This window comes from Limnothrix sp. CMB-01 (assembly GCF_055193175.1).
The window spans coordinates 841,533-863,434 of sequence record NZ_CM143720.1 but is presented as its reverse complement, the minus strand read 5'-3'; the positions used below and the strand labels follow the sequence as shown (position 1 = coordinate 863,434).

Sequence of the window (21,902 nt, the reverse complement as noted above, 5' to 3'; positions counted from 1 at the left end):
CCTCCTATTCTCGATGCCAGGCGGTTTCACCGGGGCGATCGATCAACACAATGCCCTGAGCTTTCAGCTCGTCGCGGATCCGATCGGACTCGGCAAAGTTTTTGGCCTTGCGGGCGGCCGTCCGTTGGGCAATTAAGGCCTCAATTTCCGCATCACTGGGGCCGGCCGGGGTTTCCGTTGGAGTTTCCGCTGTGGCCACCAGGCCCAACACATCCGCCAAATGCACCAAGGTTCGCCACTGCTGGGCGATCGCGGCGGCATCTTGGGAAAATTGCCCCTCATGGACGCGCAGATTCTTTTCTCGGCGCAACTCCTTCGCCAGCTCAAACAGCAAGGCCAAGGCTTCCGGTGTGTTCAGATCGTCATCCATGGCCGCCCGGAATCGATCGAGCGCCGTGGGGTCATAGGTGGACGCACCGTTGAAATCCCCTAGCCCCTCGAACAACAGCCCCTCTTTGAGCGTGTTCCAAGCATTTTTGGCCGCCTCGATCGCCTCCCCCGTAAAGTCCATGGGCTTGCGGTAGTGACCTTGCAGCACAAACAACCGCAGGGCCATCGGGTGAGGCCCCTCCGGTGCATCCAACAGGGCGCGGATGGTTGTGAAGTTGCCCAAGGATTTCGACATCTTCTCGCCGCCCACGTTCACCATGCCGTTGTGCAACCAGAACCGGGCTAGGGAATGGCCCGTGGCCGCTTCCGATTGGGCAATTTCGTTTTCGTGATGCGGAAAAATTAAGTCACCGCCCCCCACGTGGATATCAATGCTTTCGCCCAACTCTTGGCGCACCATGGCGGAGCACTCAATGTGCCAGCCTGGCCGGCCGGGCCCCCAAGGGGACTCCCAGGCCGGTTCGTCGGGTTTGGCTCCTTTCCAAAGGGCAAAGTCGAAGGGATCTTGCTTTTTGGTGGCTTCGTCGTCCGTGCGGCCGCTGGCTCCGGCTTGCAGGTCGTCTAATTTGCGGCCGGAGAGCTTGCCGTAGTCCGCAAATTTACGCACTGCAAAATACACATCGCCCCCGGCCGCATAGGCCACGCCCTTGGCTTCCAATTCGGCAATCAAGCGCTGAATGCCGTTCAGGGTGTGGGTGGCGCGGGGATAGGCATCGGCTTCCCGAATGTTGAGCCGGGCCATGTCTTCAAAGTAGGTTTCGGTGTAGCGATCGGCGATCGCCTCCATGGAAACCCCTTCGTTTCTGGCGCGATTAAGAATTTTGTCGTCAATGTCGGTGAAGTTTTGCACATAGCGCACGTCATAGCCCCGCCATTGCAAAAAGCGCCGCAGGGTGTCCCAAACGATGTATGACCGGGCATGGCCCAAATGGCAGTGGTCATAGACTGTTACGCCACAGCAATACATCCGCACCCGACCCGGCTCGATCGGCTCGAAGGGTTCTTTGCGACGGGTGAGGGTGTTGTAAAGCTGGAGCGACATGGGGAATTGGAGGGGCGGTCTGACGGTCTAAGTGATCTAAACCAATGCTCGATCTCAAGGCTCAACCTCAAGGCTCGACCTCAAGGCTCGACCTCAAGGCTCGATCGGATGCCAATGTCGGGGATCGACCATGAATCAATCATGGTATCGATGTGGAGCAAGAGGGGCGATCGCGCTTATCCTATCCCAATCCTGAGGGCCCTAGCGCTTGTCGTTGGGGCGATCGATGCTGATTCAATTTTATGGGATTGCTTTCAAGGGATCCCTCATTTTCTCGCCTCGCCCGCCTTGGACTTTGCTCGCTAGTCTGCAACTTCAATGATTTTCTGGCGACCCGCTTGGCCAACTTTGATCGTGATTGCTGATTTGCTAACGCCTAAGTGGGTCGCGAGGAGTTGAATTAACTCGCGATTAGCCTTGCCATCGATCGGGGGAGATTTTAAGAAAATGGTTAGCCCCCCATCGGCTTCTTCAACAATTTTCTGTTGTTTGCTGTTGGGTTTGACTTTTACGGCCAGTTTCATCATTAATTTGAAGTCTAATTGTTCGCTTGAGGGCCATCAAAGCGCCAAAGCAGATCGGTGAATGAACCGTGAATTAGCCCTTGAGGCTGGGTTGATAGCTGCTGTGGATGCGACCGGCTCCTTTGTATTGGGAAAAATAAGCTTGGGCCACCCGATCGCCTTGATCAGACAAAAAATCAACGGCAATTCTTCCCCGCCCCTGTTCATAGCCGGAACTGTGAAGATAGCAATGTTGTCCGATGGTTTTGCCTAAATACAGCGCCACATGGTTGGTTTTGGTGGGCATTCCAAAAAAGAGCAAGTCGCCGGGTTGCAGGTTTTCTAGTTCAACCGGTTCGGTGAATTCCTGTTGTTGATATGAATTACGCGGCAACCAAACGCCCACACTCATAAAGGCCGCTTGAATGAGGCCAGAGCAGTCATAATCAGGGGCGATCGTGCCGCCCCAAAGGTAGCAATGGGGAACGGCCATAGCCGCTTGGGCAAAGGCGATCGCCTGGGGAATTCGATCGACAATGGCCGATCGCGACACGATCGGGGCCCGATAGGGGCCAATGGCCGGGGCCAGGTGAGCCAAAGCGGCCAGGGGCAACCAAGCGGCATAGTCATCCTCGCAAAGCACCACCTCGATCGCCCCTTGATTGAAATCCCCGTTGGCTCCTGAATTGGCTTCTAGATTGGCTCCCGAATTGGCTTCTGCACCAGTGTCCAAACCTGCTGCCAAATCCGCCGATAGTTGCCGAAACCACAGTTGTCGCCCGGGAGCCACCTGGGTGCTCAGTTCTTCCCCGTCGGGCCGGGTGAAGAGGTCTAGGGGTTCGGTGCAGCGATACTCCGGGCGATCGGGAATCGGTTGGCCCAAGTCAGCCAGCACGCGATCGAGGGCGATCGAGGTCATGGAAGGTCTCCGGTGCAAACAAGGACGATCGCCCCAAGCATAGGCGAGAATCGTTGGGTTCACGCCAAACACCGTAGGCATGATTTTTTACCAACAGGATGGGGAACTGGAGCGGTTGGGAAAACAACTGCTTGATCGGCTATGGATCCAATATCCGCTGTTAGCCCGCAACCAATTGGCCCTGACCTGGTGGGTTTACGATCCGCCCTACATGGTGAACACGGGTGGGGCCCTGGCTCCGGCGGATTTTTGGGCCCATCCGGTACGTGGGTTCAGCTATCGAGGTGTGGAGCGCATTTATCCGGCCAGCGTGGTCAAGCTGTTTTATGCGGTGGCCGTGCAGGAATGGTTGGAAAAGGGCATGATTTCGCCCACGGAAGAGGTCGATCGGGCCCTGCATGATGCGATCGTCAATTCCAGCAACGATGCCACGAGCTATTTGGTGGATGTGTTGTCGGGAACCACCAGCGGCCCGGAGTTGCCAGCGGGCCCCTTTGAAACCTGGCAACAGCAACGACAAATCGTGAATCGCTATTTGCAATCGTTTGGTTGGGAAGAGTTCCAAACCATTAATGTTTGCCAAAAAACTTGGGGTGATGGGCCCTATGGCCGCGAGCGAGTCTTTTTGGCGGCAGACTACAGCAATCGCAATTATTTAACGACGGATGCGGTGGCGCGGCTGCTCCACGCGATCGCGGGTGGGGTGGCGGTTTCGGCGGCGCGATCGCAAATGTTGATGAACCTCCTGGCGCGATCGCTCGATCCGGCCACCGTGGCCAGCTTGGATCCGGATTACAACCAAGTCACCGGTTTTTTGGGGGAAGGATTGCCCCCCACCACGCGCCTGTGGTCTAAGGCGGGGTGGATGAGCCGGGTGCGGTGGGATTGTGCCTATGTGGAGCCGGTGGATGGGCGGCCCTTTGGGCTGGTGGTGGCGATCGATGCGCCTTTGGGCGATCGCGATCGCAGTATTCTGCCCCAAATTGCTCACGGGGCCCTCGAAGCGGTGCGATCGCTCGGAAACCCGGAGCCATCGCGTTAGAATCCAAACTGCCCCTTTGAATCTGGCTGCGTTCCATCCCTTGAATCGTCCTGATCACGACCCTGCACAACCTGATAATCACCCTCACCCTTCCGCCGATTCCGACCAGTCCCATCAGCCCGCCCCCAGCTCTGCCCAGCACCTCGACTCCAATCCCGCTCCCAGCCCTGCTCACGGCCATAGTCATGGCCCGTCCCATAGCCACAGCCACGCCCACAACCCGGAAGCGATTCGCAAAATTGTGAATCGTCTGTCGCGAATTGAAGGCCATGTGCGCGGCATCAAGGCCATGGTGCAGGATGGGCGAGATTGTCCCGATGTGTTGATTCAGTTGGCGGCGGTGCGCGGTGCGATCGATCGGGTGGCGCGGGCCATTTTGGATGAGCACCTGAATGAGTGCATTGTGCGAGCAGCACGCGAGGGCAACATTGACGCGGAATTGGCGGAACTGAAAGCGGCGCTCGATCGCTTTTTAATCTAGGGGGAGGTTCGGCAGATGACGGCAACGCCTTCCCCAGCGCCGACCACCGTGGGCGAAGTCACAACAGTGCAGCCGGGAACCCTGTATTTGGTAGCCACCCCGATCGGGAATTTGGAAGATATCAGCTACCGAGCTTTGCGAATTTTGCAGGCCGTGGATGCGATCGCGGCGGAAGACACCCGGCACACGGGCAAGCTGCTGGCTCACTTCCAAATCAGCAAGCCCCAACTGAGCTATCACGAACACAACCAGACCAAACGGATTCCCGAAATTCTCGATCGACTGCGGGCGGGCCAGGCGATCGCCCTAGTCAGCGATGCAGGTACGCCGGGCATTTCCGATCCGGGCGTGCCATTGGTGGCGGCTTGCGGGGCGGCGGGGTTGTCCGTTGTGCCAGTGCCGGGAGCCTGCGCGGCGATCGCGGGGCTAATTGGCTCCGGCTTACCCACCGATCGCTTTTGTTTTGAAGGATTTTTACCCACCAAGGGCAAAGAACGGCGCGATCGACTGGCTCAACTGGCCCAAGAGGCCCGCACCGTGATTCTTTACGAAGCGCCCCACCGCCTGCGGGAAACCCTGCAAGACCTGGCCAACCATGGTGGCGACCAACGACCGATCGCAATCGCCCGGGAACTGACCAAGCGCTACGAACAGTTTTGGCGCGGTTCCCTCTCGGAGGCGATCGCCACTTGGATTCCCGAGAATCCCGCCTGTCCCATTAAGGGGGAATTTGTGCTCATTTTGGGTGGAGTCCTCCCGGTGGCCCACCAACCCACGGAAGCGGAGATTATCGCCGCTCTGGCCGATCGCATGACTCAAGGGATGAGCCGATCGGCCGCCAGCCGCGAGATTGCCGGCCAACTGAACCTGCCCAAGCGATCGGTCTACGAGCTGTCCCTCAAAATTCCCGATTAGGGCCCGGTCAAAGTTGCCCGATCGCCTTGTGGGTTTGTGGAATCACAATCACCTGCGGTAACCACTGTTTCAGGTGTTGTTGCCAGGCCAACACTTGTTCGGGCTGGGGTGGTTGCGGTGGTTGGCGATCGGGCTTAATCGGCGCGGGCAAGGGCGAAACGGGTTGCATCACGTAAACCAAATGGGGATCGATCGCCGCCACCAACTCAGCCGATCGAGTCAGATCCGCCAGCGTGGTTGCTTCAGAAACAATCGCTTTCACAAACACCCACTTCTGCGCTGCCACCGCCAACCGCAAAAACTCCCCATGGGCCTCCCAGTGGGTTTCGCCGCTGACACTGGGCAACTTCAAATCCATGCCAACCCAATCCAGCCAAGGCAACAGGGGTTCCAACTGTTGTGGCCGATGGCCTCCGGTTTCCAAATAAACCGGCAGGCTGGAAACGGTCTTCAAGGCTGGTAAGAAATCTTGCAAAAAACGACTGTGCAACAGGGGTTCACCCCCCGTGATGCTGATGCTGTCGTGTAGATGGGGGCGATCGAGCTGTTGCACCCAGTCCAGGAGCTGCGATTGGCTCACGGGGTTGGCAACAGTCACAAAATCCCGTAGGCCAGGGGTTTGCTCAATGTCGCAATGATCGGGAGCCACCCAGGTGCGATCGCTATCGCAATAGTCACAGCGCAAATCGCATTGGGCAAACCGGATGAACAGTTGCCGCGTGCCCACGATCGGCCCTTCACCCTGGATTGCTGAAAAAACTTCAATTAACCGTGCCGTCGCCACCCGATCGCTCATGATCTTCAGGCGCTGTTCGCCCGCAAAAAACCGCTAACTATCTTAGACAGCCAGCGGTCTGGATTTAATCAACTCGATTCAAGGAGAAGGCAAACTGCAATCTCCCCAGTCATTGCCCTCGCTGTGATTCAGGGCCGTGATCGGGGAATTTGGCAGGCTACGCACAGCTTCGCTTGCGATTTTTTGTTAAGCGTCGCTTTCGATATACAGGAACAGCAGGGCCATTGTTACAGCAGGAAATACCCAGCCAACAATCGGCACGAAAATCGAAGGAAGAAAAGAGGCTGCCATGGGAAAAGATCCTTATTCTTAATCGAATTCAGAGGATTTCCCATTAACTGTACGAGCTGGCCTCCGGTGTGGCGTGGGGTTGCTAAAGATTTTTAACAAACAAGCAAATCAACGCTTGAACCAACGCTTGAATCAACGCGGGGAGCCGATCGCCCCCAACATGCCCTGTGATTGGGTTTTGGATCCTTGACCGGAGGCTCAATTCCGCCCTAATCCCAACGGGAGGGCGACAGGGCCTCAAACAGGTTGTTGATCGCCAGTGGATCCAATGTGGGGCGATCGGGATGGGCCTCGGGGGGCAACACGGGGGCAACAATCACCGCCTTGCGGCTTTCGCGGTGGGTTGCCAACTCCATCACCACCGCCTCAATGCTCAGTTCCGCCACCAGGGCCGGCACGGTCAAGGTGACACGGGTTTCCAATTCCCCCAGGCCATTGGGGGGCAACTCCAACAGCCAGCGCGGTGGTTCCAAGATTTGGCGCGTCTGTCGATCGCTCGTCCAAACCTTAATGCAGAGTCGTGAGGGCACCTCCGTCACTCGCAACCGCAAGGTGGCCGTGGTTTCCGCCACCAGGGGATGGGTCAACAGCTCGATCGTGGGCTGTGGAATCGGCATCGTGGGCGGCAAGGTGGCATCGGCGGGCGGCGGCGGTGGTGGGCTAGTTTGGGCAGACCAACCATTGGATTCGTTTTGCAGCGGCAACAGGTCATCCACCAGCACTTCACCGGCCGTCCAGTCCGCATCGGGATCCGGTGGCTCCGGGGCGGGCGCAACTCCCTCTCCTCGGGCCCGCATCCAGGCCCGTAAATCTTGGTCATCGGCCAAGGCCGTGAGCCTTGACCAGAACCGGTGACCCTTGGGCAGCGCATCAAAGGGTGAAGGCTCACTGGGTAAGGGGTCGATCGCCCAAGGGGCCGGGCCGTTGGCGCTGGGAATTGGCGCAGCGGGTGGCAACCCTTGCAAAATGGCAGCTTCCGGCAACTCAACACCGGCAATCGGGGCGGGGGCAACCTCGGGCATCGACGGCGCGGAGTCCATGGACGGCGACATCGATGGCAACATGGGCGCTTTCGCCGGTTGCACAAAGTTCAGCAGCTTCAGATCCAAGCTCTTTTTGGCTGGGGCTTGGGCATTGGGCCGAAACGGCAGGGATTCGTGCGGCAACGCGGCCGGGGCCCGATCGTCCTCTGTGCAATCCTCTGGGCGAAAATCCGGCTCGATCGCCCGCAACAGGGCATCGGCATCGGCGGCCACCGCGAAGGCCTGGCTGGTAAGGGGTTCGGCGCTGGGCAAACTGTGGGGATACAAAGCCAGCTCGCCCAACATCAAAAAGGTGCTGGCTTCTAGGGGCAATTCCACGGTGCAGGTGAACTGACCCGGTAAGGGGCGATCGCTTGGCCGGCTCCAGCGCGACCCGGCGATCGGCTGGCGCAACCGCACCAACACCCGCTGACTGTTGGGATCGCGCAGGGTTACCCGCCATTCCAAGGTGGGCGGCAGTTGAGCCAGCATGGGGGCCTTGGTTGGTTCGGCCCAATCCAAGCTGCCTTGCAACACCAACTGATCGCCCCAAGCGGTGATGTAGGTGGTGCGATCGAGCCGTAAGTGCAAGGGAGGAAGCTGGCTGGCGGCCACCAGCGGGTCGATCGCTTCCATGGGATCCGGTTCCGCCGGTTCCACCATTTGCTGCAACAGGCGATCGGCGATGCGCAACAGGCGATCGTCTTCCACCTGAATCAACCGCTCGATCGGGGGCGTGAAGGGTTCCGTGGGCGGTAAGGCTGGCAGAGGAATCGATGGGGGCTTGGCCGAGGCTGGCTCTGGGGTAATTTCTGGAGTGTTTTTCGGGGTGCTCTCTGGGGTAATTTCTGGAGCAACTTCTGAAGCGATTTCTGAAGTAATAGGCTCCGGCTCCGTGGCCTGGGGAATTTTCGGGGCGATCGCATCGGCCAGCCCGTTCGCCGCGTTCGCTTCCGCTACTAGCTCCGGCATGACCTCTTCAACGGCCCCCTCAGCACCATTCGCGCCATGGGACGGGGAGAAGTCATCGGGCGATCGACTCGCCACTTCCGACCCGTTGGATTCCTGGGCCAGCGCATCAGCCGCCGGTTGCGGTTCCACATCCACCCAATCTTCCGCCTCCACGGCCAACACTTGCAGCGTCACCGCATAGCGCCAGGCGGGCCCCGTGGTTGTTGGATCCGCCTCCTCGCCCACCGATTGCCGACAGCTAAATTCCCAAAGCCCCGGCCGCAACACCGTGAACGGAATCACCACCACCAGCCCATTGACATTGGTTTGGGCCGATCGGGACTGGGTGCGTTGGCTAGTGCCCCCGATCGCCCCATCCGGCTGGTAGCCCACACGAATTTCCACTGCCGCATCGGGATAGCTCGATCGGGCAATCAGGCGATAGCGTCCTTCCAAAACTTCGACGCTGGGCGACTCCAGTGGCAACCAAGCCCGATCGCCCTCCTTTTGCAGCAAAAACTCGCAATACTCCATCGACAACGTGCCCCGCAGGGTGAAGATTTAGCGGCGCGCGCAACGCCCAAAGCCAGCACCGTTGACTGGAATTCCTGAATTCAACCCCAAGGTTAAATCCCCGGCCCATCCACAACGGCGCTCAGCGGAAAAAGTGCCCCTATCCTACTCCATTAACCAGGGAACCCTGGGCCACTCCGGGGCATTCTGTCCGTATGGCAATTGACGGAGCGGAGGGGCCTAACTCTCTACAATTCAAAGCTTCTTAGCCGGTGATCCGGGTTCAGGTGTTTTGCCAATAATCTAAGCTCCTTTTCAGACATTCTCTGAAATTTCTGTTGAGATTTCCCTGCGATTCCTATGACATTTATCGATAAATTACACCGGGCGACCCAATCGCGCGGGAGTTTGCTATGCCTCAGTTTGGATCCGAGTTCTGACTTTTTGGAAGCGGCTGTGGCCGACATTGCGGCCGGAGTCGATCGCCCCCTGACGGCCCTGGGAGACTGGCTGCGAACGATGGTGGCCCAAACGGCGGATTTGGTTTGTGCCTATAAGGTGGCGATCGATCCCTATTTGCTATTTGGGGCGGCGGGCTTGGCCCTATTAGAAGACCTGTTGCGGCACACGATTCCGGCAGAATTGCCCGTCATTTTGGATGCCAAACATGCGGACTGGATCAACAGCGGCCTGTTTGCCCGCACAGCGTTCGATCGCTGGCAGGTGGATGCCGTGACGATCGTGCCCTTTTCGGGCCAAGACCATGCCGCGCCCTTTTTGCTCCAAGCCGATCGCGCCCTGTTTGCCCTGTGTTACACCGAAAATCCCTCCGCCCGCGTTTTGCAAGACCCGGCCCCCGAGGCCGAACCCCGCTACCTCAGCTTGGCCCGCGAGGTGCAAACCTGGGGCATTCCCAGCCAAATGGGCTTGGAACTGGAAGCGGCGGATCCGGAAATCTTGCGGCGACTGCGGGCGGTGGCTCCAGAAGCGCCCATTTTGTTGCGGGGGGCTTGGTCAGGGGCGGGGCTGGCAACGGTGGACTATGGCCAAGACCTGGACGCGGCCACGGGCGATCGGCTGGATGCCAATCTGCGCCAAACCCTGCAAGCGGGCCTGGCGGCCGATGGTGATGGATTGATTGTGCTGGTGCCTCGGGCGGCCCTCAGCCACCCGGAACCCCGTCGCCAAATTACGCAACTGCGCGATCGACTCACCCAAGCTCAGACGGCCGTTTGCGGGCCGATCGCGGAAGCCTGCCCCCTTTGGTTGCCCGCTCCCGCCAGCACCAACACCAGCGCCCATCCCCACGCGGAATTGATTGTGCAGCTCTTCGACTTGGGTTGCATTTTGTTTGGTGATTATGTGCAGGCCTCCGGGGCCACCTTTCCCTATTACGTGGACTTGCGGCAAATCATCTCGAATCCCCAAGTCTTTCACAAAATTCTGTTGGCCTATGCCGATCGGGTGGCTCCCCTAACGTTCGATCGCCTGGCCGGCATTCCCTACGGTTCCTTGCCCACGGCCACCGGCTTGGCCTTGCACCTGAACCGCCCCATGATTTTTCCGCGCAAGGAAGTGAAGGCCCACGGCACTCAGCGGGTGGTGGAAGGAAATTTCACCCCTGGCGAAACGGCGGTGGTGGTGGATGACATTTTGATTTCCGGTAAAAGCGCGATCGAGGGAATTGGCAAGTTGGAATCGGTGGGGCTGCGGGTCACTGATTTGGTGGTGTTCATTGACCACAACACGGGAGCTAAGGAACGCTTGGCCGCCAAAGGCTATCGATCGCACGCGGTGCTCACCCTTGGCGAAATTGCCGACACCCTATTTGCAGCAAACAAAATTGCTGAACCCCAATACACCGCCCTCAAGGCGATCGACCATGCTTAGCGCAGGGGATGCGGGTTGGCATTCGACCAGGCTGAAATTGCATAAACTGGCGCAAGTTTACCGACGGATGATGAGTCGATTGATTCTGAGATTTTTGAGCGATGGCCGACTTTACTGCTCTGCCGGAATTTCCTGCTCGATCACCCGCGCCGCCGTCGGGTGCTGCCTTTGGCACAGCCCAGGTCTATCAAACCCAAGCCCGATCGCTGCTGATGCCCGCATCTGGCTTCATCGGAGCCTACGACTTTACGCTCAATCCCTACCAAGGCTGTCAGTACGCTTGTACCTACTGCTATGCGGCAGCTTTTAGCCCCACGGCTCGGTGGCGGGATGATTGGGGCAATTGGGTGGTGGTTAAAACCAACGCCGTGGCAGTGCTGGAAAAAGAGCTAGAACGCTGGTTTCGGCATCACGACCAACCGCCCAGCATCTATATGAGTACTAGCACTGATCCCTACCAGCCGATCGAGGCAAAAACCCAACTCACACGGGCCCTATTAGCAACCCTGCTTCCCTATCAACCGACACTCGTGATCCAAACTCGCAGCCCGGCGATCGTGCGTGATCTCGATCTGTTGCAGCGGTTCCAGCGGTTGCGAATCAACATGAGTATTCCCACCGGTTCCGAGACCGTGCGGCGGGTGTTTGAGGAGCGATCGCCCAGCATTAATTCTCGGTTTCAGGCGTTGCAGCGTTTTCGCTATGGCATTGCCCTATCACCTGATCACGACGTTTATATTCCCAAACTATCCGTCACCCTCACACCGCTGTTGCCCACGGAGCCGGCCGATTTGCCCAGATTGGTGCAGCGGTTGGCCATTGCCGATCGGGTGGTGTTGCAACCCTTCCATCCCGATCGGGGCAATCGGATGCGCCAGGCTTCTACCCGCCCCATCGCTACAGCCCTAAAACAGCGCTTTGCTTGGTGGTACGACTGTGAAGAAAAACATTATGAGCTGCTTAAAAATGATATTTTACGCTTAATTGCTGAAGGGCAATATGATCTAGAGCTTTGTGAACGTCAAGCGGGATTTGGCTATGATTGAAGTCCTGCGGCAATGGTGGAGCGATCGTCAATTGGCGGCGGCCCTCCAGCGGCGAGATTTTCGCCAGGTGCGACTGCTAATTGCACAACGGCAACAGCGCGGTTCAGTTCAGTCACCTTTGGCGCAGCTTTGTGTAGACTTTCTGCAACAGGAGCAGGATTTACGCGAAACGCGATCGCAGCTCAAAACCCTACAACAGGCCCAACGCGCCGCCGCCCAAACTTCCCCCTATTGCGAGCCAAATCCCGATTGCTGCCAAGACCTAAAACAACAACTGAAGCTACGGGCGATCGACCAGGGATTGTGGCAAACCACCGGGCTGCCGGAGGCGGTGTTTCACCCTCTGGAGATCATCCTAACGAAACACCTTGAGCAACGACTTCCTTCCCGGAAGACATCGGCTCAAAAGCAGGCTCTCAGGGATGCTTTAGGAGATTTACGATTGCTAAAAGGTGGAGCAAGTCCCACGTACTGCTTCCAATATTCTGCGGAAGCTTATTTATTAGAATATTTTCTAGAAAATACCCTCTGTCTCTTTATTAGTTGGCTACTGATTTATGAACGTCGACAATTACCAAGACAACCTCGAATTCTGGACTTAGCGGCGGGGCCAGGAACAACGCTGTTTGGGCTGTTGTTGTTGCGGGAATTGCTTGATCCAGAGGTACGATCGCCCGATCAGGTCTTGAACTATTGCTCTGTTGACTGTCAATCTGCCTTTCAAGATATTGGGCATCAACTGCTGAGGCAATGGTCTCTGGCAATGGGAATGAGTGACCAAAGTTATATCCAATTCAAAACGCTCAACCTTCAGGAAGATTCCCGATCACAGTTGCCACAGAAATTTTTTGATTGGATCACAATCGCCCATTGCTTCCCCTGGGATTCCGTGGAGCGTGTAATTTTTCTACAACAATATCAGCGCATCATTAGCCATGGCTTGAGCGATGCGGGCTATGTGTTATTCGTGATTCAAGATAAAAAGTTTCGATCCTTTCAAGGACTCAATAATCGATCGCTGACGGATACCCAAGAAAAAGCTGCCGTCATCACGTTTTTGCGAATGCTGAATCTTGATTTGGAGTGGTATTGCTATCTCAATTCCACCGGTCAGCGATCTCCCTTAGGCAAACAAGAGTTCAAACAATTTGCGATTAAAAATTTGCCTCCGCAGTCTAGGATTAGTCGTCTACGGCGGGATTATGCTGGTGCAACCTTTGATCTGAATTACGGTCTGGATGATTATGTGATTGTGGCGCGGCCGGTGCGGAACCGGTGACGGCTTCCCCAACTGGCATGAAATGACGATTGCCGAAGTGGGGGGATTTTGCTATGATATTTGGGCTTAAGCGGATATGGCGGAATTGGTAGACGCGCTAGATTTAGGTTCTAGTGCCGCAAGGCGTGTAGGTTCAAGTCCTATTATCCGCATGGGTTCAGCGCAGCATGTTGCGAATTGAACGGTTAACTAAATCCTATGACGATCGCCCGGTATTGCGAGGACTGAGTTTGTCCTTGCGACCGGGCGAAATTTATGGGCTGCTGGGCCCCAACGGTGCGGGCAAAAGCACGACGATTAATATCCTGGGTCGCCTGTTGGTGGCTGATGGGGGTGAGTTGTGGTTGGGCGATCGCCCCTTGGCCCAGGCTCCCCGCCACTGGTTGGGAATTGCCCCCCAGGACAACTTGCTCTACAAAAGCCTGACCTGTGCTGAGAATTTAGATTTTTTTGCCAGTTTGTATGGTTTGCGGCAATCGGAACGGCGATCGCGTTTGGCTCAGTGCTTGGCTTGGGTGGGCTTAACCGATCGCGCCGATAGTCCCGTGGAAACCCTCAGCGGCGGGATGCAGCGGCGGTTGAATGTGGCGATCGCCCTGGTGCATCGGCCCAAGTTGGTGATTTTGGATGAACCCACAGCGGGTTTGGATTTGGAAGCCCGTTATGACCTGTGGGCCATGATTCGGGATCTGAAAAAGCAGGGTTTGACGGTGCTGCTGACCACCCATTTGCTGGAGGAGGCGGAGCGCCTGTGCGATCGAATTGGAATTTTGAGCCAGGGGGCGATCGCGCTGGAGGGAACTTTGGCGGAACTGCGATCGACCATTCCCGCCGCTGAGTTGGTGCGGGTAACGACGGCCGATCGTGCCGGGACGATTGAACGGGTGGAGCAACTGGGCTGGCCTTGGCGGGAAGCTGGGGGGGAACTGGTGTTGTGGTTGCCGGAGTCCCTCAGTTTGCCGGAGTTGCTGGAGCGGCTGGCGGGCCTGCCGATCGATGGCTTGGCCCGTCAGCCCGTGGGTCTGGAGGCGGTGTATTTGGAAATCACGCGCCGTAGCCTGGCGGTTGGGGCGCGATCCAACTCGGCTTGATTAATCTGCCTGATCAACCTGCCCGATCTCGATCAGTTGACTGACTCACCATAACCGGCTCACCCGCCCGATCGATGGGTTTGATCCACTTGCAGGCCGATTAACCTTGGGTGAGCCGCTCCAGGGTGGGCACAAAGTCCGGATAGGAAATGGCCGCCGCCTCTGCCCGATCGATGGTGGTTGTTCCTTGGGCCACCAACGCCGCGATCGCCAGGCTCATGGCAATTCGGTGATCCGTGTGGCTGTCCACATCGGCCCCCCGCAATTGCACCGGGCCGGCAATTTCCAGCCCATCCGGCTGTTCCGTCACCTGGGCCCCCATTTTTTGCAGGGCCGCCGCCATCACCGCCAGGCGATCGCTCTCCTTCACGCGCAACTCTTCCGCATCGCGAATTACGGTTTTGCCTTGGGCCACGGTTGCCGCCACGGCCAAAATGGGGATTTCATCGACCAACCGAGGAATCAGGGCCCCGCTAATTTCGCAACCGTTGAGGGGCCCATAGCGCACCCGCAAATCTGCCACTGGTTCGCCCGCCGCGTCGCGCTCGTTTTCGAGGGTGATGTTGGCTCCCATCTGGTGCAGCACGTCGAGGATACCGGTGCGGGTGGGGTTAATGCCCACGTTCTCGATCGTCAGGTCAGAGCCGGGCACGATCGCCGCCGCCACCAGCCAAAAGGCCGCTGAACTGATATCCCCGGGCACGATTACCCGCTGGCCATGGAGCTTGGCCGGGCCGACCACCGTGGCGCTGATGGTGTCCGGATCCACGATCACTTCCGCCCCAAACGCCCGCAACATTCGCTCGCTGTGGTCGCGCGACAGGGCCGGTTCACTGACGGTGGTTTGTCCTTCGGTCATCAACCCTGCCAGCAAAATGCAGGATTTGACTTGGGCTGAGGCGATCGGGGATTGGTAATGAATGGGCTGGAGGGCCTGACCCCGCACAGCCAGGGGCGCGAGGGTGTTGTCACGGCGGCCCCAAATTTGTGCCCCCATCAGGGTCAGGGGCTTCACGACCCGACCCATGGGCCGCGATCGCAGGGAGTCATCGCCCGTAATTGTAAAGAAGCGATCGGGATGGGAAGCCAAAATGCCCAACATTAGCCGCAGGGTTGTGCCCGAGTTGCCCGCATCCAACACCCCGATCGGCTCCTGCAGATTGCCGATGCCAATGCCGCGCACGGTTACCCGATCGGTGTTCAGCTCGCTGATTTCGGCTCCCAAGGCTCGGAAGCAAGCGGCGGTACTGCGGGGATCTTCGCCTAACAGCAGGCCCTCAATGGTTGTTTCCCCTTCCGCCAAGGCCCCGAGCATCAGGGCCCGGTGGGAAATGGACTTGTCGCCGGGGATCCGCACGCGACCCACGAGGGGGCAGCCCTCGGCAGTGGGAGAAAGGATCAGCCGTTGGCGGGCGTTTACAAATTCGGATGTTACGATCGGGTGGAGCATCGGAAGATCGACAGGGTTCGGACTCGCGATCGCGCCGGGAGAATTGCCACAGGCAGAATTGCCCTAGGCAGTGATTGGCTTACCGGGCCCTAAAGGCTTGGCAAACCCATCGCCCAGGCTCGCCCGACAATCCTATCGCTTTCCGGGTTTTGCGCGTGATGCTTCTCCTGAGCCAACAAGGCCGCAACCTATGTCGCCGATTCGTCACCGCCGTCCGATTAGCCTGTCGCTGTTGTCGTTAGATTTACCAACGGCCGCCTCGATCGAAACTTCCGCCACGATTTACGAAAATGAGCGCGATCGCTTCCATATTCTGCTGGCGGAACCGGCAGTGAAGGCGATCGAACCGGTGCTGATGCCCGGTTATGCGGCCAATGCGGAACCCCAGGGAGATCGCAGCTTGTGGCTGGAACTTTCCCCCCAGCGGGCTGTGTTAACCATGCAAAGCGCCAGCGGTTTCCACTACCGCCACCTTTGGGAACGGGGGGTCTATGGCATCAGTCGCTATTGGCTCCAGGAAGCCACAGACCAGGGCTACGAACAAATTCGCCTCCGCAACTTCACCCGCAGCCTCACTCTGTCGGGCCGGCCGGTTCCCGATTGGGTGCGTTTGGAATATGAGCTTTGGGCCCAGAATTTGCCTTTAGGTCGCTATGTGTTGAACCTAGAGGTGTTTTAGGCATCTCAATTTGGGGCCTCAAACCCCCAGAAACCGTGCCAAATCTCAGCGGACAGGGGGCTTGAGGGTCTGTCGTCAAATCACCTGAAACCCTGATTCCACCGTTGGCAGATCGTGGGAGGCAAGAGGCTTAAGCCCCTTGTCCTGACATCTGGGATATGGGAAATCAATGTGCCCGCGACCTTTGAGGTTTAAGCGGCTTTAGCGGCTTCGTAGCGCTGGTTAATTACCGGCCAGTTCACCACATTCCACCACTGCTGGAGATACTGATCGCGTCGGTTGCGATAGTTCAAGTAGTAGGCATGTTCCCAAACGTCGTTGCCGAGCAGGGGAATTTGACCCTCCATTCGCGGGCTGTCTTGGTTGGCGGTGCTGGTGACGGTGAGTTTTCCTTGGCGATCGAGCACTAGCCAAGCCCAGCCACTGCCAAAGCGCTTGGCTCCCGCTTGGTTGAACGCGGTTTGCAGGGCTTCAAAGCTGCCAAAGGTGTCTGTAATTGCCCGGGCGATCGCCCCAGTGGGTTGGCCGCCCGCGTTGGGGCCCATGCTTTCCCAAAACAGGCTGTGGTTGTCGTGGCCGCCGCCATTGTTGCGAACGGCGGCGCGAATGTCGGCGGGCAGCGCGTCGAGATTGCTGATCAGATCTTCGATCGAGCGCTTGTGCAGTTCGGGGTAAGGCGCGATCGCGGTATTCAGGTTTTTGACGTAAGCGGCGTGGTGCTTGTCGTGGTGAAACTCCATGGTTTCCCGATCGATCGTCGGTTGCAGTGCGTCGTAGGCGTAGGGTAAGGGCGGTACTTTGAAAATTTCGGGTACGGTCGGGGTGGTTTGGGCGATTGGAGCGGCGATCGCCCCATCTTGTCCCCACAGCAACCAGTCCGCCAGGGTGAAGCCCGCAGCTGCAGCCAAGGATTGCCGAATTAGCGCACGACGAGAGAGAGCCATAGGTAAAACCCTCGAATTGTTTTTTCTGATTTTTTGAGGCCGGTTTGAATTTGGTCGCCTGCCCTAGTAGCGTGGCTGCCTTAATTTGCTGGGTTAAATTACATGGCTGTTATCGCCACCAAATCGTTAGGCAGCAAGGGGCTTAAGCCCCTTGTTACCACGACTGACTCCGCAACTTGACCCAACGAATTAAGGCTGTCGTGCGACTAAGCCGGGAAGATCCGCAGGCGGCGGTTGGGTTCCTCGCCAAAGCTAGTGGAGGTGAGTTTGTAATGCTCGATTAGCTCGTGCTGCATTTTGCGCACATGGGCCGATCGCGGCAACAACTCCACCGGTTGCCCCTTGGGAATCACGATGTTTTCCACCGCCAGCCGCGCTTCTTCGAGGGCTTCCAGCTCGTCATCGCTGGCATTGTCCGCAAACAACCGCAGATCCACCGGTTCCACCTCGCCGCCCTCGTCGTCCAGCTTCAGAATCCGGCGCAGGGTGCGGGCAATGTGGGCCGTGCTGTTGGACTTCAGGATATAGATCGGCAGTTGGCGGGTTTTGGCCAGGTGGCGCAACTTGGTGTGATTTTTCAAGTGGGTGCGCAACGCCAGCACCGCATCGGCCGTGTCCAGCTCCTTGGTCAAAACCACCGGCAAATTCAGCAACCGAATCGCCTGCTCGAGCTGGTGGCGGCTGACGGCGTAGGGGTAGACGTAGAGATAGCCGTTTTGCTTCAGGTCGTCCGTTTCATCGATCGCCCGGGGGCTGTAGTCGGTGCGATCGAGCAGTTGGGCGAATTCCTCGTGGGGCGTGGCGGCTCCCAAGGGCACGACGGCCCGGCGACTGGGCGGCACTGGGGTCATTTGCCCGCTCGATCGCCAGCCACGATCGCCCTTGCTGGGGCCGCCGTTGCGGCCCGCTGGGGCCAGGGAGCGATCGGTGCCCGCCGTCTCGGCTTCCGGCAGCTCGTGGGTAATCGTCACCTGGCCCGTGTCGCTGATGGTGCGCACCTGCCGCTCAGGGATCCGCCCACGCAACAGGGAATCCACCGTGGTCGCCACATCCTCATGCACCACCCAGCGGCTGCGTTCCTGCATTTCCACCGCCACCTCAAAGGTCGGCGGGGCCTTGCGTTCCAGGACGGTTTTTTGGGAGCCGCGCCGCCGGGCCTCTTCGTCGCCCAAGGTGACGGATTGGATGCCGCCGACCAAATCCGAGAGGGTCGGGTTTTTGATCAAGTTCGCCAACTGGTTGCCGTGGGCCGTACCCACCAGTTGCACGCCCCGCTCGGCGATCGTCCGAGCTGCCAAGGCTTCTAGCTCCGTGCCGATTTCGTCGATCACGATCACCTGCGGCATGTGGTTTTCCACCGCTTCGATCATCACCTTGTGTTGCAATTCCGGTTCGGCCACCTGCATTCGTCGGGCCCGCCCGATCGCCGGGTGCGGCACATCCCCATCGCCCGCAATTTCGTTGGAGGTGTCGATGATCACCACCCGCTTCTGGAGTTCATCGGCCAGCACGCGGGCAATTTCCCGCAGGGCCGTGGTTTTGCCCACGCCGGGCCGCCCCAACATCAAAATCGACTTGCCACTTTCCACCAGGTCGCGAATCGTGGCGATCGTTCCGAACACGGCCCGCCCCACGCGACAGGTGAGGCCAATCACGTCGCCCCGGCGGTTGCGGATGGCGCTGATCCGGTGCAGGGTTTGTTCGATGCCGGCGCGGTTGTCGCCGCCAAAATGCCCAACCCGAGCGGTGGCATAGTCCAAATCGTCGCGGGTGACGGGTTTGTCGCTGAGGCTTTCGGTGCGGGCACCGGGGAACCGGGCCTCGGGCAACCGCCCAAAGTCCATCACCACCTCCACCAACTGATTCAAATCCGTATGATTTTCTAAAACTTTCCGCAGGTGAGGCGGCAAAATACCCAGAAGTTGGCTCAGGTCATCGGTGCTGCGAGTGCGACCCAGATCGATCGCTTCGCTACCCACAGCCGGTGCGCCAGCGGAATCAGCCATTGCTGCCAAGTCAGTTCCTTCCTTAACTTGTTGGGCGGTTTGCAAAGTCACGGGACGATCGCCAGTATCGGGAAACATCACCATAAGAGCTAATTAACAGCAAGAGGGCGCGGCAAGTTGGACTCGGAGCAAAGCAACGCTACAAACCTAGCCACAGGCTAAGGCGGCAGCGCTGCCAGCGGAATCGGAGCGTGGGGAGCTTTCAGCGGAGCGAACAACGGTTGCGCCAAGGTCAGCGCCTCGGCCAGTAATTCCGGTTGGGTTTCGATCGGCACGGCTTGGCCCGCTGCCAGTTCCAGGGCCTCGAGCCGATCGGTCACGGGTTTCAGGTGCGATCGGGCATAGCTGCCATAGGCCACGCCGGCCAGGCGATCGGGCCCCAACAGATCTAAATCTCGCAGCTTGGGCACGGTGCGATCGTTCGTGCCCCCGGCCAACTGCACAAAACCGGGTAAGCCCAATTGCAAAACTTTTTGGCCCAGGGCGATCGCCGCGCGCGTGGCCCCTGCGCCAATGTCGCCACTCATGGGCCGCCCGTCCGTTTGCCAAATCAGGGCGCAACCGGCCGCTCGCAAGCCGGGTGCCATCAAGTCGTAGAGCGATCGCAAGTAATCTGCCAAATTCGGGCCATCGGGACAACTGACCGCCACCAACTGCAACCGATCGAGGTGGGGTTCCACCGATCGCCACAGCCGCGCAAAATCATCATAGCGACCCGGAACCGTGTGGATCTCGATCGCCTCCACGCCCAAGGGCAACACCACCGAGGCGATCGCGCTGGGGGTGGACACATACGATCGCGCCCCAATCAAATCCAGCGGGCAAATATGCAAACAGCGGCCACAGCCGTAGCAAAGGCTTTCGGTTACGCCGCCCGGGTCGATCGCCCCCGTTGGACAAACCCGCTCGCAGGGCCGAGAACAATCACTAGAGCACTGAGTTGGGTTAAACTGGGCTTTGCGAAAGTGGGGGTCTTCACCATCGTTCAGGCTAACCATTAGCCAGGGCGATCGACCCGATCGGGACTGGGCAACCTCCAAGCCCGATCGTGCTGCCGCAATCACCGCCGGATCAGCAGCCACATCCACACAGTCAGCCCCAGCTAGCCCATAGACCAGGGCCAGAGTCCGGATGGCCGGCAAATGCTGGAAACTCGCGCCACAAATCAGCTTGAACCAGCACCCCGACTTCAATGAAACCAGCGGCGAAGGAAAAACACTCACCCTTCCATGCTACGCCCCCCCGCCAACTTTGCGATCAGATTGACCTTGTCCTGATCCCATGAATGTAAGAGGAGGTTCCTTTGTCTAGCCTAAATCAACTTACCTATCGCTTAATCAATAAGCAGGCTTCCATCGCAGCAATTGGACTAGGATATGCAGGATTACCTTTGGCTTTAAGGCTTTCAGTTATTGGATACTCGGTGACTGGAATTGATGTTGATGCCGAAAAGGTAGCAAGTCTAAATGCTGGGGTAAGCTACATCAAGCATATTCTAGACAAGGATATTCAGCTTTCCTTGTCTCAAGGGTTTAAGGCAACCACGGATTTTGCAACGGTTTTGGACTCTGATGCAATCATTATCTGTGTCCCTACCCCTCTAGGCAGATATCGGGAACCCGACTTAAGCTACATCAGTGCAACAATTAACTCTGTATCCCCCTTTTTAAAGGCGGGTCAACTCATTTGCTTAGAGAGCACAACCTATCCAGGCACGACAGAAGATATTATTCAACCTGTCCTTGAACAAAAAGGCTTTGTAATTGGACAAAATATTTTTCTAGTGTACTCTCCTGAACGAGAGGATCCTGGTAATTTTATATTTGAAACTCAGACTATTCCCAAAGTTGTAGGTGGAGTAACACCTAACTGCCTCAAAGCAGGACTTGCCCTATATGAATCTGCGGTTGATCGCACCGTTCCCGTAAGTAGCGCGAAGACTGCAGAGATGACTAAGCTCCTAGAAAATATTCACCGTGCGGTGAATATTGGCTTGGTGAATGAAATGAAAATTGTTGCCGACAAAATGGGCATCGATATCTATGAGGTTATTCGCGCAGCCGCAACCAAGCCTTTTGGGTTTACGCCATACTACCCAGGTCCAGGACTGGGGGGGCATTGCATTCCGATTGACCCGTTCTACTTAACTTGGAAAGCACGGGAATATGGCTTAAATACTCGTTTTATTGAACTGGCTGGCGAGGTTAATCGCTCGATGCCAGAGTGGGTTGTTAGTAAAATTGCTGAAGCCCTGAATGATCGTGGTAAAGCCATCCGCAATAGCCGTATTCTTATCCTAGGCATTGCTTACAAAAAAGATATCGATGATGTGCGTGAGTCGGCCTCTATTCAAATCATGGAGCTGCTGCGAAACCGTCATGCCAATATTTGTTATAGCGATCCATACGTGCCAGCTTTCCCTAAAATGCGCGAACATCAGTTCGACTTGACAAGCGTTGATTTAGAAATGATCGACTGGTCAACTGTTGACTGCACAGTGATTGCAACCAACCACACAGTCTTTGATTATGCGACAATTGCTCGATTAGCTCCCTTGATTGTCGATACGCGCGGCGTTTACCTCGAACCTTCGGATCGGATTGTTCGAGCTTAAGTTGATGGGTGATGGACTCAATCCGGCTCGTAAAACGT

The 21,902-nt window shown here is 57.6% G+C and carries 19 protein-coding genes and 1 tRNA gene; 10 read left to right on the top strand and 10 right to left on the bottom strand.

Features of this window, described 5'->3' with window-relative positions:
• Nucleotides 1-4: 4 nt before the first annotated feature.
• The 3 genes from cysS to ACZA91_RS03640 all read right to left on the bottom strand — a co-directional run bounded on the left by cysS (nucleotide 5) and on the right by ACZA91_RS03640 (nucleotide 2,935).
• Entirely contained in the window at nucleotides 5-1,432 is a 1,428-nt protein-coding gene (gene cysS / locus ACZA91_RS03650) for a cysteine--tRNA ligase (protein WP_190534524.1), read from the bottom strand.
• Between the two features lie 302 nt (nucleotides 1,433-1,734).
• Nucleotides 1,735-1,956 carry a DUF167 domain-containing protein gene (locus ACZA91_RS03645; RefSeq protein ID WP_099534638.1) on the bottom strand — a complete coding sequence of 74 codons (222 nt, stop codon included), beginning with the start codon at nucleotides 1,954-1,956 and terminating at the stop codon, nucleotides 1,735-1,737.
• 73 nt (nucleotides 1,957-2,029) lie between these two features.
• Nucleotides 2,030-2,935: a C40 family peptidase gene (locus tag ACZA91_RS03640; RefSeq protein WP_463184737.1), complete on the bottom strand. Its 906-nt coding sequence runs from the start codon at nucleotides 2,933-2,935 to the stop codon at nucleotides 2,030-2,032.
• Between ACZA91_RS03640 and ACZA91_RS03635 the strand changes: the two genes are divergently transcribed.
• Genes ACZA91_RS03635 through rsmI form a run of 3 tightly spaced genes read left to right on the top strand, consistent with a single transcriptional unit; the run spans nucleotide 2,934 to nucleotide 5,292 of the window.
• On the top strand, nucleotides 2,934-3,896 hold the full coding sequence (locus ACZA91_RS03635) for a serine hydrolase (RefSeq protein ID WP_099534640.1): 963 nt from the start codon (nucleotides 2,934-2,936) through the stop codon (nucleotides 3,894-3,896). The genes ACZA91_RS03640 and ACZA91_RS03635 overlap by 2 nt on opposite strands.
• A 40-nt stretch (nucleotides 3,897-3,936) precedes the next feature.
• Complete coding sequence (locus ACZA91_RS03630; protein ID WP_463184735.1) at nucleotides 3,937-4,377, top strand: metal-sensing transcriptional repressor; 441 nt, start codon at nucleotides 3,937-3,939, stop codon at nucleotides 4,375-4,377.
• Between the two features lie 15 nt (nucleotides 4,378-4,392).
• Entirely contained in the window at nucleotides 4,393-5,292 is a 900-nt protein-coding gene (gene rsmI / locus ACZA91_RS03625) for a 16S rRNA (cytidine(1402)-2'-O)-methyltransferase (RefSeq protein ID WP_463184733.1), read from the top strand.
• Between the two features lie 7 nt (nucleotides 5,293-5,299).
• Here rsmI and ACZA91_RS03620 read toward each other — a convergent pair whose 3' ends face one another.
• The 3 genes from ACZA91_RS03620 to ACZA91_RS03610 form a co-directional block, all read right to left on the bottom strand.
• Nucleotides 5,300-6,088, bottom strand: coding sequence for a 7-carboxy-7-deazaguanine synthase QueE (locus tag ACZA91_RS03620; protein ID WP_463184732.1), 789 nt, complete (start codon nucleotides 6,086-6,088; stop codon nucleotides 5,300-5,302).
• 186 nt (nucleotides 6,089-6,274) lie between these two features.
• Nucleotides 6,275-6,379, bottom strand: coding sequence for a photosystem I reaction center subunit VIII (psaI, locus tag ACZA91_RS03615; protein WP_099534644.1), 105 nt, complete (start codon nucleotides 6,377-6,379; stop codon nucleotides 6,275-6,277).
• A 209-nt stretch (nucleotides 6,380-6,588) separates the two neighbouring features.
• A complete protein-coding gene (locus ACZA91_RS03610) occupies nucleotides 6,589-8,886 on the bottom strand; it encodes a hypothetical protein (RefSeq protein WP_463184729.1) in 2,298 nt (765 codons plus the stop codon).
• Between the two features lie 339 nt (nucleotides 8,887-9,225).
• On the opposite strand from ACZA91_RS03610, the gene ACZA91_RS03605 reads away from it, so the two are divergent.
• From ACZA91_RS03605 to ACZA91_RS03585, 5 genes are all read left to right on the top strand, one after another.
• Nucleotides 9,226-10,755, top strand: a complete 1,530-nt coding sequence (locus tag ACZA91_RS03605; RefSeq protein ID WP_463184727.1) for a phosphoribosyltransferase family protein — start codon at nucleotides 9,226-9,228, stop codon at nucleotides 10,753-10,755.
• Between the two features lie 101 nt (nucleotides 10,756-10,856).
• Nucleotides 10,857-11,801: an SPL family radical SAM protein gene (locus ACZA91_RS03600; RefSeq protein ID WP_199291437.1), complete on the top strand. Its 945-nt coding sequence runs from the start codon at nucleotides 10,857-10,859 to the stop codon at nucleotides 11,799-11,801.
• A complete protein-coding gene (locus ACZA91_RS03595) occupies nucleotides 11,794-13,080 on the top strand; it encodes a hypothetical protein (RefSeq protein ID WP_463184726.1) in 1,287 nt (428 codons plus the stop codon). The genes ACZA91_RS03600 and ACZA91_RS03595 overlap by 8 nt, the downstream gene beginning before the upstream one ends.
• Before the next feature lie 70 nt (nucleotides 13,081-13,150).
• Nucleotides 13,151-13,232: transfer RNA gene (locus ACZA91_RS03590), tRNA-Leu, on the top strand.
• 15 nt (nucleotides 13,233-13,247) lie between these two features.
• Nucleotides 13,248-14,171: an ABC transporter ATP-binding protein gene (locus tag ACZA91_RS03585; RefSeq protein ID WP_190354165.1), complete on the top strand. Its 924-nt coding sequence runs from the start codon at nucleotides 13,248-13,250 to the stop codon at nucleotides 14,169-14,171.
• Between the two features lie 100 nt (nucleotides 14,172-14,271).
• Here the strand turns inward: ACZA91_RS03585 and aroA are convergent, their stop codons facing one another.
• Complete coding sequence (aroA, locus tag ACZA91_RS03580) at nucleotides 14,272-15,621, bottom strand: 3-phosphoshikimate 1-carboxyvinyltransferase (RefSeq protein WP_190534510.1); 1,350 nt, start codon at nucleotides 15,619-15,621, stop codon at nucleotides 14,272-14,274.
• A 190-nt stretch (nucleotides 15,622-15,811) separates the two neighbouring features.
• Here aroA and ACZA91_RS03575 point away from each other — a divergent pair, with 190 nt between their 5' ends.
• Nucleotides 15,812-16,300: a hypothetical protein gene (locus tag ACZA91_RS03575; RefSeq protein WP_190354167.1), complete on the top strand. Its 489-nt coding sequence runs from the start codon at nucleotides 15,812-15,814 to the stop codon at nucleotides 16,298-16,300.
• A gap of 191 nt (nucleotides 16,301-16,491) precedes the next feature.
• Here the strand turns inward: ACZA91_RS03575 and ACZA91_RS03570 are convergent, their stop codons facing one another.
• From ACZA91_RS03570 to ldpA, 3 genes are all read right to left on the bottom strand, one after another.
• A complete protein-coding gene (locus ACZA91_RS03570) occupies nucleotides 16,492-17,244 on the bottom strand; it encodes a superoxide dismutase (RefSeq protein ID WP_099534651.1) in 753 nt (250 codons plus the stop codon).
• A gap of 206 nt (nucleotides 17,245-17,450) precedes the next feature.
• Nucleotides 17,451-19,250 carry a R3H domain-containing nucleic acid-binding protein gene (locus tag ACZA91_RS03565; RefSeq protein ID WP_099534743.1) on the bottom strand — a complete coding sequence of 600 codons (1,800 nt, stop codon included), beginning with the start codon at nucleotides 19,248-19,250 and terminating at the stop codon, nucleotides 17,451-17,453.
• Nucleotides 19,251-19,408: 158 nt separating this feature from the next.
• A complete protein-coding gene (gene ldpA, locus ACZA91_RS03560; protein WP_463184724.1) occupies nucleotides 19,409-20,473 on the bottom strand; it encodes a circadian clock protein LdpA in 1,065 nt (354 codons plus the stop codon).
• A gap of 80 nt (nucleotides 20,474-20,553) precedes the next feature.
• On the opposite strand from ldpA, the gene ACZA91_RS03555 reads away from it, so the two are divergent.
• Nucleotides 20,554-21,864 (top strand): nucleotide sugar dehydrogenase, encoded by a 1,311-nt coding sequence (locus ACZA91_RS03555; RefSeq protein WP_463184722.1) that lies wholly within the window; start codon nucleotides 20,554-20,556, stop codon nucleotides 21,862-21,864.
• Nucleotides 21,865-21,902: the final 38 nt, after the last annotated feature.

Coding starts and splice junctions, on each gene's coding strand:
- psaI (WP_099534644.1), bottom strand. CDS start 6,379: ATGGCAGCCTCTTTTCTTCCTTCGATTTTCGTGCCGATTGTTGGCTGG.
- ACZA91_RS03575 (WP_190354167.1), top strand. CDS start 15,812: ATGTCGCCGATTCGTCACCGCCGTCCGATTAGCCTGTCGCTGTTGTCG.
- ACZA91_RS03610 (WP_463184729.1), bottom strand. CDS start 8,886: ATGGAGTATTGCGAGTTTTTGCTGCAAAAGGAGGGCGATCGGGCTTGG.
- ACZA91_RS03585 (WP_190354165.1), top strand. CDS start 13,248: ATGTTGCGAATTGAACGGTTAACTAAATCCTATGACGATCGCCCGGTA.
- ACZA91_RS03570 (WP_099534651.1), bottom strand. CDS start 17,244: ATGGCTCTCTCTCGTCGTGCGCTAATTCGGCAATCCTTGGCTGCAGCT.
- ACZA91_RS03640 (WP_463184737.1), bottom strand. CDS start 2,935: ATGCCTACGGTGTTTGGCGTGAACCCAACGATTCTCGCCTATGCTTGG.
- ACZA91_RS03645 (WP_099534638.1), bottom strand. CDS start 1,956: ATGAAACTGGCCGTAAAAGTCAAACCCAACAGCAAACAACAGAAAATT.
- ACZA91_RS03635 (WP_099534640.1), top strand. CDS start 2,934: ATGATTTTTTACCAACAGGATGGGGAACTGGAGCGGTTGGGAAAACAA.
- ACZA91_RS03565 (WP_099534743.1), bottom strand. CDS start 19,250: ATGGCTGATTCCGCTGGCGCACCGGCTGTGGGTAGCGAAGCGATCGAT.
- cysS (WP_190534524.1), bottom strand. CDS start 1,432: ATGTCGCTCCAGCTTTACAACACCCTCACCCGTCGCAAAGAACCCTTC.
- aroA (WP_190534510.1), bottom strand. CDS start 15,621: ATGCTCCACCCGATCGTAACATCCGAATTTGTAAACGCCCGCCAACGG.
- rsmI (WP_463184733.1), top strand. CDS start 4,393: ATGACGGCAACGCCTTCCCCAGCGCCGACCACCGTGGGCGAAGTCACA.
- ACZA91_RS03600 (WP_199291437.1), top strand. CDS start 10,857: ATGGCCGACTTTACTGCTCTGCCGGAATTTCCTGCTCGATCACCCGCG.
- ACZA91_RS03595 (WP_463184726.1), top strand. CDS start 11,794: ATGATTGAAGTCCTGCGGCAATGGTGGAGCGATCGTCAATTGGCGGCG.
- ACZA91_RS03605 (WP_463184727.1), top strand. CDS start 9,226: ATGACATTTATCGATAAATTACACCGGGCGACCCAATCGCGCGGGAGT.
- ACZA91_RS03620 (WP_463184732.1), bottom strand. CDS start 6,088: ATGAGCGATCGGGTGGCGACGGCACGGTTAATTGAAGTTTTTTCAGCA.